This is a genomic window from Neobacillus sp. B24, assembly GCF_055381825.1.
Genome location: NZ_AP035777.1, coordinates 3,896,969 through 3,909,910 on the forward strand (window position 1 = coordinate 3,896,969; position 12,942 = coordinate 3,909,910).

General features: G+C 40.4%; 16 protein-coding genes. 3 read left to right on the top strand and 13 right to left on the bottom strand.

Features of this window, described 5'->3' with window-relative positions; translation table 11 throughout:
• Nucleotides 1-74 precede the first annotated feature (74 nt).
• The 12 genes from ccsB to ACZ43M_RS19340 form a co-directional block, all read right to left on the bottom strand.
• Nucleotides 75-1,259: a c-type cytochrome biogenesis protein CcsB gene (gene ccsB / locus ACZ43M_RS19285; protein WP_464504133.1), complete on the bottom strand. Its 1,185-nt coding sequence runs from the start codon at nucleotides 1,257-1,259 to the stop codon at nucleotides 75-77.
• On the bottom strand, nucleotides 1,260-2,885 hold the full coding sequence (resB, locus tag ACZ43M_RS19290; RefSeq protein ID WP_464504134.1) for a cytochrome c biogenesis protein ResB: 1,626 nt from the start codon (nucleotides 2,883-2,885) through the stop codon (nucleotides 1,260-1,262).
• Nucleotides 2,886-2,907: 22 nt separating this feature from the next.
• Nucleotides 2,908-3,432: a thiol-disulfide oxidoreductase ResA gene (gene resA, locus ACZ43M_RS19295; RefSeq protein ID WP_464504135.1), complete on the bottom strand. Its 525-nt coding sequence runs from the start codon at nucleotides 3,430-3,432 to the stop codon at nucleotides 2,908-2,910.
• Nucleotides 3,433-3,532: 100 nt separating this feature from the next.
• Nucleotides 3,533-4,270 carry a pseudouridine synthase gene (locus tag ACZ43M_RS19300; protein ID WP_464504136.1) on the bottom strand — a complete coding sequence of 246 codons (738 nt, stop codon included), beginning with the start codon at nucleotides 4,268-4,270 and terminating at the stop codon, nucleotides 3,533-3,535.
• A 171-nt stretch (nucleotides 4,271-4,441) separates the two neighbouring features.
• Nucleotides 4,442-4,978 carry a spore maturation protein gene (locus tag ACZ43M_RS19305; RefSeq protein WP_464504137.1) on the bottom strand — a complete coding sequence of 179 codons (537 nt, stop codon included), beginning with the start codon at nucleotides 4,976-4,978 and terminating at the stop codon, nucleotides 4,442-4,444.
• Nucleotides 4,979-4,984: 6 nt separating this feature from the next.
• Nucleotides 4,985-5,572, bottom strand: a complete 588-nt coding sequence (locus ACZ43M_RS19310; RefSeq protein WP_464504138.1) for a nucleoside recognition domain-containing protein — start codon at nucleotides 5,570-5,572, stop codon at nucleotides 4,985-4,987.
• A complete protein-coding gene (locus ACZ43M_RS19315; protein ID WP_464504139.1) occupies nucleotides 5,565-6,710 on the bottom strand; it encodes a D-alanyl-D-alanine carboxypeptidase family protein in 1,146 nt (381 codons plus the stop codon). The genes ACZ43M_RS19310 and ACZ43M_RS19315 overlap by 8 nt, the downstream gene beginning before the upstream one ends.
• Before the next feature lie 110 nt (nucleotides 6,711-6,820).
• Complete coding sequence (locus tag ACZ43M_RS19320; RefSeq protein WP_464504140.1) at nucleotides 6,821-7,717, bottom strand: superoxide dismutase; 897 nt, start codon at nucleotides 7,715-7,717, stop codon at nucleotides 6,821-6,823.
• A 103-nt stretch (nucleotides 7,718-7,820) separates the two neighbouring features.
• Nucleotides 7,821-8,309: a YpuI family protein gene (locus ACZ43M_RS19325; RefSeq protein ID WP_464504141.1), complete on the bottom strand. Its 489-nt coding sequence runs from the start codon at nucleotides 8,307-8,309 to the stop codon at nucleotides 7,821-7,823.
• Nucleotides 8,310-8,333: 24 nt separating this feature from the next.
• A complete protein-coding gene (locus ACZ43M_RS19330) occupies nucleotides 8,334-8,753 on the bottom strand; it encodes a hypothetical protein (RefSeq protein ID WP_464504142.1) in 420 nt (139 codons plus the stop codon).
• A 97-nt stretch (nucleotides 8,754-8,850) separates the two neighbouring features.
• Complete coding sequence (gene scpB / locus ACZ43M_RS19335) at nucleotides 8,851-9,438, bottom strand: SMC-Scp complex subunit ScpB (protein WP_464504143.1); 588 nt, start codon at nucleotides 9,436-9,438, stop codon at nucleotides 8,851-8,853.
• On the bottom strand, nucleotides 9,425-10,195 hold the full coding sequence (locus ACZ43M_RS19340; RefSeq protein ID WP_464504144.1) for a segregation/condensation protein A: 771 nt from the start codon (nucleotides 10,193-10,195) through the stop codon (nucleotides 9,425-9,427). Before ACZ43M_RS19340 ends, scpB begins: the two co-directional genes overlap by 14 nt.
• A 186-nt stretch (nucleotides 10,196-10,381) precedes the next feature.
• Between ACZ43M_RS19340 and ACZ43M_RS19345 the strand changes: the two genes are divergently transcribed.
• Nucleotides 10,382-10,477: a YjcZ family sporulation protein gene (locus ACZ43M_RS19345; protein ID WP_464504145.1), complete on the top strand. Its 96-nt coding sequence runs from the start codon at nucleotides 10,382-10,384 to the stop codon at nucleotides 10,475-10,477.
• Nucleotides 10,478-10,630: 153 nt separating this feature from the next.
• Nucleotides 10,631-11,155 (top strand): DUF309 domain-containing protein, encoded by a 525-nt coding sequence (locus ACZ43M_RS19350; protein WP_464504146.1) that lies wholly within the window; start codon nucleotides 10,631-10,633, stop codon nucleotides 11,153-11,155.
• A gap of 27 nt (nucleotides 11,156-11,182) precedes the next feature.
• On the opposite strand, the gene ACZ43M_RS19355 is transcribed toward ACZ43M_RS19350, so the two are convergent.
• Entirely contained in the window at nucleotides 11,183-11,533 is a 351-nt protein-coding gene (locus ACZ43M_RS19355; protein WP_464504147.1) for a GNAT family N-acetyltransferase, read from the bottom strand.
• A 528-nt stretch (nucleotides 11,534-12,061) separates the two neighbouring features.
• On the opposite strand from ACZ43M_RS19355, the gene ACZ43M_RS19360 reads away from it, so the two are divergent.
• Nucleotides 12,062-12,925 (top strand): DUF1002 domain-containing protein, encoded by an 864-nt coding sequence (locus ACZ43M_RS19360; protein WP_464504148.1) that lies wholly within the window; start codon nucleotides 12,062-12,064, stop codon nucleotides 12,923-12,925.
• Nucleotides 12,926-12,942 lie beyond the last annotated feature (17 nt).

Here is a 12,942-nt window from a genome sequence, read left to right on the forward strand (position 1 = left end):
GTACATAAAAAGCGGAAATAATTTCTTACAATTCTAAAAAAAGCCTCCACTAATGAAGTGAAGGCGATATTTTTCTAACCTGCATAGGAGTGGAGGCCGGCAATAACCAGGTTAACTGCAACTAGGTTAAACATGATAATCACGAAACCAATCACAGCGAGCCAGGCTGATTTTTCACCGTGCCATCCTTTGGATAATCGAAGGTGCATAAAGGCGGCATAGAATAACCAGGTAATCAAGGCCCAAACCTCTTTTGGATCCCAGCCCCAGAAGCGGGACCAGGCAACTTGCGCCCAAATCATCGCAAATATTAATGCCCCAAGTGTAAATACAGGGAAGCCGATTAAAACAGAACGGTAGCTGATTTCATCAACAAAATCGAGCTTTATATTTTTGACCAGCGGTTTGAGTGCCGCGGCAATCCGCTTTCTAATGATTAGACGAATGATTCCATAAAGGATCAATCCGCCCAGGAATGACCAAATAACTGTATTTAATTTTTTAGCATTGATAATTGCAGGCATTTCAAGTAATGGTTTAAAACCATCCTTCGTCACTAATTCCCAGTCATGAGGTCCGGTGATCGCTGGCATTGTGTATTCAACAGCTGCCTCTTTTCCATGCTTATCAATCCAAGTAAATTTCTCCTGGTAACCTGCTGCAGAAAACGCAGTGGAAACGGCCACAAATCCCAGAACAGCAACGAGGGAGAACATAACAACCTCCAGCCAAAATGTTCGTTTACTTGCCTTTGATTGATCTATAGCCTTAACAAGATATATCAAACCTGCGGCAAAGCTGATTGCCAAAATCGCTTCCCCAATCGCAGCAGTGGTTACATGGATATGCAGCCAATAGCTTTGCAATGCCGGAATTAAAGGTGAGATGTCCCTAGGAAACATACTTGCATAAGCGATCACCAAGATGGCTACAGGCATTGTAAAAAGCCCCAAGAGAGTCGTCCGATAAATAAAATAAATGACAATAAATGCACCGACAAGCGCCATTCCGAAGAAGGTGGTAAATTCAAACATATTACTTACCGGAGCATGTCCAGCAGCGCTCCATCTAGTGATAAAATACCCCAATTGGGAGACAAAACCGATGATGGTAATAGCTACTGCGATCTTGCCCCATCTGTTTGTATCCTTTTTCTCGGCAAACTCATTCTTTGCTTTAATTGCTCCACCAAAAAATAACGTGGCAATTAAATAAAGAATAAATGAAATAAACAATAAATTACTACTTAGTGTAGCCAATTAAGCTTCCTCCTTATCCCCAATTTCGTCCCTTTGCAGCTGATCCTCAGGCATCTTCAACTTGGTATCTGCCAAAACAGTTTCTAGTTCTCGTTTCAGACCATACCAGTTCTTGTTCGTATGTGCGGCAATCCAAACCTGTCCGTTTTTGTGTTGAACCCAAATGCGCCGATGATTCCAATATGCTCCTTGAATAACACCAATCATAAAAATGATCCCGCCTAGGATAATCGCCCAAATGGATGAATCCTTACGGACAATAAACCCAGAGACATTCTGTGTTTCAATCCCTTTAAATGCAACCTTATAGGTATTGTCTCCAAACGGTTCAATCGTCTGTCTGATAGCCACGAAGCTCGTTTCCCCTTTTGGCCTGTCAGGGGTAATCATTGTAAACACGAAAGCAGGATTGTTTGGCACTCTTGATTTTGTGCTTGGCTCACCGTTCTTATCAAATTCAAAATCCGGGAAGTAGTTTAAGATTTTAACGATATAGCCTTTTCCCAGATCATATTCTGTCTTCGGCGAGTTCAAGTCAATTTTAAATTCACCAAACGATTGTCCGCTTTGTTTATTAGTCAACGAAAAGTCCATCGCGTTCAGTTCACTTTTAAAGGATGACTGATATACTGAATACCCATCAAAGGATAACGGATGATTGACGCGAATTTTATAGTCCTGAAGTTTTTTTAGTTCAGGTTCCTCTCCTGGGAGATTTTCGCTCACCCGCTCATAAAGCACAACATTGGATTGGTAATTCTTAGCCACCTCACCAGCACGTTCAAGTGCTTTTTCAAATTTTTTGTTTTTTTCCTTATCGTAGTTTTGGAGAATAAATTGGTCGTTTCTAATATAAAATTTTTCTCCTGTTTCCGGGACCAATGCGGTTTCCCCTTCCCGAACCCATAAATCCTCATTCACATAAAAACCTGGAATAAATCTTAGCATCCCACCGAATAGAAATATAATTAACCCAACATGGTTAACATATGGACCCCAGCGGGAAAAACGACCCTTTTCGGCTAAGATATCGCCATTTTCTTCACGGACCTGATAGCGTCTTGCTTTTAAATGCTTTTTAACCAAGTCCAAATCATTAACATCTACAGTCTCGTTTGTGCCAAACACACGCTGACGCTTTAAAAAGCCCTCATGTCTCGTCACTCTTTGAGCCTTTAAGGCCTTATATAGCGGAACCACCCTGTCAAGACTGCAAATAACGAGAGAAATGCCAATCATCGCAATTAACAGCAGATACCACCAAGAACCATACAAATCGTGAAAGCCCACTTGGTAGTAGAGTTTCCCGAACCAGCCATATTCCTGCTCGTAATAAACTTCTGCGGGAAGATTGATATACATTTCCTGTGGAAGGATTGTTCCGAGTATCGAGGCTAATAGGGTAATGATAATTAGCCAGACGCCAACCTTTACAGAAGAGAAAAAGTTCCAAATCTTATCGATAATGGTCTTGTTGTAGGTTTGTGAGCGACGTGCACTGCCTTCGTAACGCATATCAAGCAATTGGCTGTTTTGATCCCGTTCGTCAAGCACTTTCCCGCATGCTTCACACAAAACAGTCCCATGTGGATTGACATGGCCGCATTCACATTTTACATCTTTCATTTTAAAAAACTCCCTGTAACCCCTAAGGTTTTATTTTCTCCATGTATTCCCGAATTTTATTTTCCGTCAACTCTCCCGTGGAATATTTGACTACTTTCCCATTTTTATCAATTAGAAAGGTTGCCGGCAGGTAATCGACCCCATAGGCAGTCATGACTTCCTTGTCCTTATCAATCATAATCGGGAAATCAAGTTTGAGGCGTTCTACAAATTGGTTGACGGCCAATTCTGATTCTTGAATATCAACCGATAGGACTTGGACCCCATTATCTTTAAATTGATGGTACTGATTGTTAATATAGGGCATTTCCTTTTTGCATGGCGGACACCATGTTCCCCAAAAATTCAAGAATACTCCCTGCCCCCGGTAATCGGACAAGCGGTGTTTGTTCCCCTGCATATCAACAAGGACAAAATCGGGTGCAGCATCCCCCTCCGCCACCTTTTGTTTATGATCTTTTGCGAAGTTCGCATAAAGCGTATAAACAACGGCAGCTGCTAGAACTAACAGAATCACTGTTCTCATAATCAATCGCCGTTTTTTCATGAAAAACCCTCCCCAATTCCTTTGCTTACACAGTTAATCCAAATTATATCACTTATCACTATGGCAACATTGTTTACTCGCGATGCAAATTGTGACAGTTCTATGAATTTTTCTTAGTTCCTTCAAGTGCATGGGCCCTTAATTGTTTGATTTCATGGACTGTCAATTCTCTTGCTTCCCCGGCTTTCAATCCATTCAATGTTAAAAATGCGTATTTTTCGCGCTTAAGCTTCATGACCTCATGTCCAATCGCCCCAAACATTCTTCTAACCTGACGATTTCTTCCTTCATGAATGGTAATTTCGACAATCGCGCTCTGTTTCTTCTTATCCGCAGACAGCAATTTCACCCTTGCAGGAGCAGTTTTGCCATCCTCCAATACAATCCCCTTTTCTAGTTTCCTCAAGTTTTCCCTTAAGGGAATTCCTTTAATTTTAGCTACATATACCTTTTCAATTTCATTTCTGGGGTGCATCAGCAGATTGGAAAACTCACCGTCATTTGTAAGCAAAATCAGGCCGGAGGTATCATAGTCAAGCCTGCCAACCGGAAAAATTCTTTCCTTTATACCTGGAAAGTAATCAGTAACAACCTTCCTGCCTTTCTCGTCACTCACACTCGAAATGACACCTCTTGGCTTATAAAGAAGAAAATAAACAGGCACTTCCTTCTCCAGTGGTATTTCATTGACTTCTACCTTATCGGATGGTGAAACCTTTATTCCAAGCTCAGTAACGACCTTGCCGTTCACTTTCACCCTGCCTTGTTTAATCAGTTCTTCCGCTTTCCGCCTCGAAGCGATCCCGGCACGGGCAATGATTTTCTGCAATCTTTCCATTCTTTCACCTCAAAAATTATATCCTGATATAGGGTTCAATCCATAACAGATTCAGATTTAACAAGAAAATGATTCTACTTTCCCATCTGCATTATGACACATAATCGTCACTTTTCAAAGTTTAAGACATAGAAAAAGCAGGCTTGTTACCAAGCCTGCAATCTCAATATATTATTTTGTGCCAAATATTAGAGCTACTACTATAATAGCAACAATAATCCCGACGACATCTGCCAGCAGACCGACCTTTAGGGCATCTCCCATCTTTTTAATTCCGACTGCTCCGAAATATACGGTTAACACATAAAAAGTTGTATCAGTACTTCCCTGCAAGACTGAAGCCAGCCGGCCAATGAACGAATCCGGTCCATACACGGCGATTAAATCACTTGTCATTCCAAGCGCCGCTGTCCCGGAAATCGGTCTAATCAATAACAATGGCACAATTTCTGCAGGGACGCCGATCATCTTCATGAATGGACGAATCCAGTTCATGATTGCCTCCAATGCCCCGGAGGCACGGAAGATAGAAATCGCCACCAGCATACCTACAAGAAAGGGGATGATGGAAACAGCAATTTTAATACCCTCTTTACCGCCTTCCACAAAGCTTTCATAGGTCGGTACTTTCTTAAATGTTCCATATAAGAGGATAAAACCAATCAATAATGGAATAAAGGTAAGTGAAATTACCGAAATCAACGCCATATATCCTCATCCTTTTCGGCTTCTGCGGTAATGAAAATAGCGGTCGATAAGAACAGCCCCAAATGCCGAAAGGATTGTTGCAATAATGGTAGGAACAACAATTTCGGTAGGAGATGCTGAATTGTACGTCATTCTTATCGCAATGACAGTCGTCGGAATAATGGTAATACTGGCAGTGTTAATGGCTAAAAAGGTAACCATTGAACGAGATGCTGAGTTTTTCCCGCCGTTGAGCTTTTTTAATTCTTCCATCGCTTTTATCCCCATTGGTGTAGCCGCGTTACCTAGACCAAACATATTAGAAATCATGTTTGAAAGCATATAACCCATTGCAGGGTGGTTAGTTGGCACCTCAGGAAAAAGCCGATTTACAAGCGGACGAAATACTTTTGACAGTTTTTCGAGAAGGCCGGATTCTTCAGCAATTCGCATCATTCCAAGCCAAAAAACAAGAACACTAATTAGCCCGATGCACAAAGTAACTGCCTCCTTGGCACCGCTAAAGACAGCTTTGTTCACATCTTCCATAGTTCCATTAAACAACGCAAACACAATACCGATCACTGTCATGGCAACCCAAATATAATTAACCATATGTCTTCACACCAATTGTAGAAAGGAAAATATCCTTCATACTATCAAACAAGCCTTTCTTTTTCTTCTGAACAGATTGATAATAGATGGGGGTTTCTTTGACAGCCCGTCCATCCAAATACACAATTGCTTTCCCGACCACTTTTTCAACCTTATCCGAATTGCTCCAGCCTTTTTCAGACTTGGTCAATTTATATTGGATAGAAAATAAGTTCATTTCCTCATTTGTCACTGGATAAACAATCGATTTTTTTAAATACAAATGATTCTGATATTTTTTCGGTGTTTCGAGGTCAATTTTCCCTTTCGACAAAACCTCAGCCATATCATATTGTCTAAATCCAGACTCATACAGTGAAATATGGTCGTTCCAATCATCCGGTGCATTCAAGGTGACTGCTATTAAACTCATATCTCCATTTTGCGCGGTGCTGACAAGGGTTCGCTTTGCCCGTTTTGTATAGCCAGTCTTCCCGCCAGTAGTATACTTGTATTTTGACAGCAGCCGATTTTTATTTTTCCACACCCTGTCCCAATTTTCAGATGGATTCGGGGCGCGATGTACCTTAGTACCGGAGATTTTTTGATACGTTTTGTTTTGCATCGCATAGCGAGTTAATATCGCCATATCATAGGCTGTCGAATAATGGTTCTCATGATCATCAAGTCCATGCGGGTTGGCAAAATGTGTATTATGCATGCCAATCTCCCTTGCCTTCTGATTCATCAAATAAACAAATCCGTCCAGACTGCCGCCGACATATTCGGCAATAGCCACAGCGGAATCATTACCTGACCTTAACATGAGCCCATAAACAAGGTCCTCTAATTTAATTTTTTCGCCCGGCTTTAAATAAACCGATGACCCTTCAGCCCTGGTGGCTTGCTCGCTTACAGTTACATATCGATTCATTTTCCCCGATTCAATAGCCAGAATCGCCGTCATGATTTTGGTAATGCTGGCAATTCTCATTTTCTTATGGGCCTCTTTCTCATACAGAATACGGCCGGACTTTTGCTCGATTAACACAGCGCTTGCCGCACTTACACCAGGCGCTGCAGCTGCCCTTTGCGGTATTGTAGCAATGATTAACGAAACCATCAGGGAAAAAATAATCAGCTTCCGGATTTTTTTCATAGATAAACCTCGTCCCCCTGTTAATATATTTAAAGTTTATGCGGGACAAGGTCTGATATGACAAAAAAGAAAATGGCAACCCGCTCAGAACGGATTACCGTTTGTTATCGTTATCTGCCTGGCCAATTCTTGTCAGCTGCCTTTTCAAGTCTAGTGTTAACATCATGCCAGTTTACGAGATTCCACCAATTCTTCACATAGTCTGCCCGGTTATTTTTATATTGCAGATAGTAGGCATGCTCCCACACATCAAGAACCAATAGCGGAATGGTATCCCATTGGGTTAGCAGCATATGCCGTTCCGACTGCAAAATCTCCAAATGTTTAGCCTGGGGTGACCAAATCAGCAAGGCCCAGCCCACTCCCTCTACCTGTTTTGCTGCTTCAGTAAATTGATTTCTAAAAGCAGCAAAGCTGCCAAAATAGCGGTTAATTTCATCTTTTACCAAACCATACGGACTGCCGCCGCCATTTGGACTCATATTTTTCCAAAAGATTGAATGAAGATAATGGCCAGAGCCATGAAAGGCAAGCTCCCTTGACCAATGCTTGACAAGCGAGAAATCATTGGACTCCCGCGCACTCTTTAAATTAAGCTCCGCTTTGTTTAAGCCTTCAACATAGCCTCGATGGTGCTTGTCATGGTGCAATCTCATGATTTCTTCGGAAATATACGGCTCTAAGGCATTATAGGGATAAGGAAGTTCAGGAAGGGTGTGGCCTCCCGGCGGTACTGGTTTTTCCAACACCCAAATTGTGCCAATTTCATTTTCTCGTTTTGTATGAAAGTAATGTTCCAGCCGCGCATGGATTGATTCTGCTTTCGTTTGAAGGGTAAGCAATTCGTCATTTGATAGTTCACGATTTGTCCTTTCAATCAATTCGGTAAATTCGTCCAACTGCTCCCAAAGTTCCGATGTTTCGGCGTAATTTTCCGAGTGGAGAAACTGGCGCATTTCTTCATTCCATTTAAACAATTCATTGACATACTCCCGAAAACGGTCCATCCTATCCCCCCATTTCCAGCTATCCCCTAAATGGTATGACACAATGGTTACATTAAGAACAAAAGAAAAAGCCGCCTCCAAGGGAGACAGCTGCTGCATTCTTTTATTTTGATTGGGCCATTTTGGTCCAATAGTCTGTTTCATAATACTCCAGTTCTTCTCTGATACGTTGAAACTCTCCTTCCAAACCTTTAAGCAATTGGACGATTTGTTCAGAGACATTTCGAAAGAACTTAATCGCATTCCGACCGGTATAAGCGGAACGGCTATTTTCAAACCAGGCATCATTTTTAGGTGAGAAAAACTCTTCGATGCATTGATGAAAAATTTTATATAATGTTTTTTCGGCAGCACTTTTTGGGAAAGGCTCATTTTGCAAGATGACCTTGCAGGCTTCATAGCCTTCTTCACTATAGACAAGCAGCCTCCGCAAGTTGGAAAAAATCAATTTGTGATAGGTGGTATCTTCTTCGCTTTCGAGGCTTAAATCTGATAGTCTGGTTTCATTTAAGAACTCTTCAATGACAGCCGTGGTTTTGGCTAAAAAGCTTTTTACATCCTGAACTTGTGTTTCAACTAACGTATTCCCCATTTGTCTCCCTCCGAATTTGCAACATTATTGCGGCTGCATAATAAACTCAAGCGGCGATCTAAGCTCATACTCATTTTTTTGCTGTAGGCTTGAAATTATTTCCGGCAGCTTAGAAAAATTAATATCCCGGAAATAGGCTGCAAATTCTTGTTTAGAATTAATATATAAACGTTTGCGGGCGCGTAGACCCGGATTTTTCAACAGACAAACAAGGGCAACAATGTCTTTGAAGAGTACTTCATTCCCATCCTGGACAAAAATAGGATCCTCTTGATAGGGAGTAAACTCAGGGAAGATTTGATCAAAATATCTTACATATAAAACATGTAATGTTTTCTCCGTACCATCTTCAACAAACGTAATTTCACTTCTGTTAAAAAAATCCTCTGATGTATTAGATTTTTCTTTCTCCAATTCATACCCTTTGCATTCTTTAATCAGCAAAATAATCCAGCTCCTTATTGACATGCTCTGCCTTTCATGGATGTGTGTTTACCAATTGACAGCTTAATCTTACCATATTTTCTTGATTCTGTATGATTTATGAGTTCATTGTTTCTTGAAATTTTTCAAAAAACAAGTCTGCTTCCTCTTGTACGTATTCTTCATCAGGCTTTTCTGGAAGTGCCGGAAGTTCTTCTAAATTTTTGAGGCCAAAATAATCAAGAAACTCTTTCGTCGTACCGTATAAATAAGCCCGACCTGTTCCTTCGGCCCGTCCCACTTCTTTAATCAATGCTTTGGCCATCAGCGTGTTTAATGGCCTTTCGGTTTTGACACCGCGAATTTCCTCAATTTCAGTCCGGGTAATCGGCTGTTTATAGGCGACAATCGCCAATGTTTCTAGTGCAGCTTGAGATAAATTTGTAGTATGCGGGGAGTCAACCAGCTTTTTTAGGTAGCCGGCGTTCTCTTTTTTTGTAGCAAGCTGATAATGGCCGGCTAACTGAACAATCATAATTCCGCGATTTTCATTGTTTTGATATTCTGCTGTTAAGGAATCGATGATTTCGATTGCCTGTATCTCGTTCACTTCCATAACCTCTACAATTTGTTTAAGCGAGAGGCCTTCATCACCCGCCGCAAACAGCAAGCTTTCGAGAATGCTGCTCCAATTAATAATTGCCATAGTGATTTGCTCCTTCCGTTACAGCCTCTATAAAGATATCACTAAAATTCTCTTGTTGTTGGACATCCACTTCTTTTCTCTTCATTAATTCCAATATCGCCAAAAAGGTAACAACAATATGATCCTTTGACGGATACGGAAATAATTCATTGAAATTTGTCCGCCCTTTCAGTTGTTTTAGTTCAGTCATAATTTCCGTCATTCTTGTTTCAATGGAAATTTCTTGACGGGCGATTTTTGTCGCCATCGGCCGCTGCAGCTTTTTCCTGCGTAATAATTTTTGAAAAGCAGCTAACATATCGTAAAGGGAAACATTTAACTCCGCCTTAACCGGCTGGGCTTCCTTGGCATAATCGGACAAATCGCTTGGAGGTTTCGTAAACATTAAGCCGCGCTCTTCCTCCATTGTTTTCAAATCATGGGCTGCTTCCTTGTACTTTCGATATTCAATCAACCGCTCCACCAGTTCATCCCGAGGATCCTCTTCAAAAGCAATATCTGGGTCTGTCTCCTGATCGGTTTCTTCATGCTTAGGAAGGAGCATTTTACTCTTGATTGCCAGCAAAGTCGCGGCCATCACCAAGTACTCACTGGCAACATCAAGTTTCAAATCGTTCATTGTATGAATATATATGAAATATTGTTCTGTAATTTGGGCAACGGGTATATCATAAATATCGATTTCTAACCGATTAATCAAATGGAGCAGCAAATCCAGCGGCCCCTCAAACGCATCTATCTTAACCTGATAAGGCATTAATATTCACCAAAATTCCTATTTAAATTGACTATTAATAGTATAGTGGATTAAATTTTTGTTTCCAATAGAAATTTATTGAATCCCCTATTTTCCTGTACATCGGACAAATGCCTATAACATTGGACAAATTCAATACATATGATGGCAGAGTAAAGACAATAAACTTTTTAGGAGGTAATTTATATGTCTGATGGTGTAGCAGGTTTTGGAGGCGGATTTGCGCTAATTGTTGTATTGTTCATTTTGTTAATTATCGTTGGTGCTTCTTGGGTTTGGTAATAACCCTTAGAAGTCGATTAACATGACAAACCTGTAGATGGATAAAGACCTGCCAAAAATGGCGGGTCTTTTATTTTTTTAAATAGAGTTCTTCATAAAAAAATCAGCAAATATGTTACACTGTAGCTAAACATTACGTCAGGGGGGAATTAGTTGTACCCAAATGATTATATTCAATATTTAATCCATTTCCATGGCGATCGGGATTATTTTGAATGCCATGAAATTCTCGAAGAATATTGGAAACAAACAGAGCCCAAAAACAAAGAATCGATCTGGGTTGGACTGATTTTATTGGCCGTTTCTGCTTATCATCATCGGCGCGGCAATTTTTCCGGAGCGAAACGTACATTGGAGAAAGCAGAAAAAATATTTGAGCAAAATACCAAATCATTATCGGCCGTAGGGCTGGAATCTCACCAACTGTTTAGTTTGGTAACACAGCGATTGGAAGAAATTCAAGCTAGTATTCCTTATCGCAGCTTTTCTTTACCAATCAGTGATCCTTTGTTATTGAAACAATGCTCCGATATATGTGAAGAACAGGGGATTGTATGGGGAAATGAAAGTGATTTATCCAACAATGGACTTGTGCATCGCCATAAACTAAGGGACCGCTCCAGTGTAATTGAAGAGAGAAACAAAGCAATAGCAACAAAAAAGGCAGCGAATAATTAATTTTTATTCGCTGCCTTTTGGTATTGGTTAACAAACATCACATTTTTCGATAAATGCTGCTGTATGTTCATTAGAGATAATGTTCTTATCCGGAAACATTTCCTTAAGGGCCTTTACCATCTTTTTTCCTACTCCTTGGAAACGGTGTGAGGGATTGACGGAAATATGCTGCACTTCAAAAGTATTCCGGTCCTGATGATAAATGACACCAATTAGGCCGATAATGTCTTCTTCTTTCCATAGAAACAGCTGCCAGCTTTGGTCTGCTTCATAATCCTTCATCGTTTGCTGCAATTTTTTTAAATCCTTTTCTGTTGGCATAAACGACATTAAGCCCATGGCAATCTTTTCGAATGTTTTCTTATAACGAATTAACATACAGATCCCTCATTATATAAATGTAAACTCGCCGACTGGCAAGTCCGTAAGGACGGTTCAACAGGCGTAGTTGAATTTATGCGTGCGAAGCTTAGCTAAATAAACCGATAAAGCAGTTTAACGTTAGTATATTTTTTCTTGTAAATATGTAATTATTATATGTAGGTGAAAAATTCTTGTTCACTAGACAATCATACCGAATAAAATGACAATCAGCAATGCTAAATGTTTTCATCGTCCTGGCGCAATAAACATCCAGTAAATGATTCCCCAAATAATAGCCATCCCGATCAGCACACCAAATAAAATCCAATTGCTCTTCCCCATGTATATCCCCCATATAAAATGCTTGCTTGTCCTACATTCTACACCAAAATATAAAATTAATCCATGTTCGATTTATTCCTCTGTTATCCGACATTTCCCAATCTACGAAACTTCTAAATGGTTTTTTTCGTTAATATTAATGGAATCGGTTAATATATATAAGAGCATTAATTTTTTTATACAAAATATTAGGAGGCAAACATGAAGAGGATATTGATTTTATTAATGGCTGTGCTTTTATTTGTGGCCCCAGCCCGCAGTTTTGCGGATATGGCCGAGGGCGATATGATAGTAACGTTGGGGGAAAACCTAACCGCGGAACAAAAAAACAACCTCCTGTCAGAGATGGGTGCACCAAAGGATGTCCAGATTGTCACCGTTTCAAATCAAGAAGAACATCAATACTTGGGAAAATATGTGGCGAAATCGTTGATTGGAACTAAAGCGATCTCCTCATCAGCGATAACTGCTGGTGCAAAAGGTTCGGGAATCACCGTCAAAACAAAAAATATCAATTGGGTAACCGATGAAATGTATGTAAATGCCTTGATTACAGCTGGGGTGAAGGATGCAGATATTTATGTAACTGCCCCAATCGCAGTTTCCGGTACGGCAGCCTTGACGGGGATTATTAAGGCATACGAAATTTCAGCAGATAAAACGATTCCAGAAGAGGTAAAACAGGCAGCCAATCAGGAGATGGTTGAAACAGCGAAGCTTGGCGATTCGATTGGTGCAGATAATGCGGCAGCATTAATCGCCAAGGTGAAAGAGGAAATTGCCAAGAACAAACCAAAAAACGATGAAGAGCTGAGGAGAATTATCGAAGAGAAGGCAAAAGAATTAAATGTTCAGCTGAGCGAAGAGGAAATACAACGGCTGATTGACTTATTTAATAAGTTAAAGGGCTTGGACATTGACTGGAATCAAGTCAGTGACCAATTAAACAAGGCCAAGGACCGCATTTCCAAATTCCTGTCATCAGAAGAAGGGCAAGGATTCTTGGAAAAAGTCAAGCAATTCTTCATTTGGCTAATAGATACAATAAAGGCGATGTTCTCATAAAGGAAAAAGCTGCCGCA

What these genes read in the sequence shown, in the direction of transcription:
- ACZ43M_RS19310 (WP_464504138.1), bottom strand. Translation starts at nt 5,572, where the DNA reads ATGGTTAATTATATTTGGGTTGCCATGACAGTGATCGGTATTGTGTTT.
- ACZ43M_RS19300 (WP_464504136.1), bottom strand. Translation starts at nt 4,270, where the DNA reads ATGGAAAGATTGCAGAAAATCATTGCCCGTGCCGGGATCGCTTCGAGG.
- ACZ43M_RS19355 (WP_464504147.1), bottom strand. Translation starts at nt 11,533, where the DNA reads ATGTTAATTCGTTATAAGAAAACATTCGAAAAGATTGCCATGGGCTTA.
- ACZ43M_RS19360 (WP_464504148.1), top strand. Translation starts at nt 12,062, where the DNA reads ATGAAGAGGATATTGATTTTATTAATGGCTGTGCTTTTATTTGTGGCC.
- resA (WP_464504135.1), bottom strand. Translation starts at nt 3,432, where the DNA reads ATGAAAAAACGGCGATTGATTATGAGAACAGTGATTCTGTTAGTTCTA.
- ACZ43M_RS19305 (WP_464504137.1), bottom strand. Translation starts at nt 4,978, where the DNA reads ATGGCGTTGATTTCGGTAATTTCACTTACCTTTATTCCATTATTGATT.
- scpB (WP_464504143.1), bottom strand. Translation starts at nt 9,438, where the DNA reads ATGGCAATTATTAATTGGAGCAGCATTCTCGAAAGCTTGCTGTTTGCG.
- ACZ43M_RS19325 (WP_464504141.1), bottom strand. Translation starts at nt 8,309, where the DNA reads ATGGGGAATACGTTAGTTGAAACACAAGTTCAGGATGTAAAAAGCTTT.
- resB (WP_464504134.1), bottom strand. Translation starts at nt 2,885, where the DNA reads ATGAAAGATGTAAAATGTGAATGCGGCCATGTCAATCCACATGGGACT.
- ACZ43M_RS19345 (WP_464504145.1), top strand. Translation starts at nt 10,382, where the DNA reads ATGTCTGATGGTGTAGCAGGTTTTGGAGGCGGATTTGCGCTAATTGTT.
- ACZ43M_RS19320 (WP_464504140.1), bottom strand. Translation starts at nt 7,717, where the DNA reads ATGGACCGTTTTCGGGAGTATGTCAATGAATTGTTTAAATGGAATGAA.
- ACZ43M_RS19315 (WP_464504139.1), bottom strand. Translation starts at nt 6,710, where the DNA reads ATGAAAAAAATCCGGAAGCTGATTATTTTTTCCCTGATGGTTTCGTTA.
- ACZ43M_RS19340 (WP_464504144.1), bottom strand. Translation starts at nt 10,195, where the DNA reads ATGCCTTATCAGGTTAAGATAGATGCGTTTGAGGGGCCGCTGGATTTG.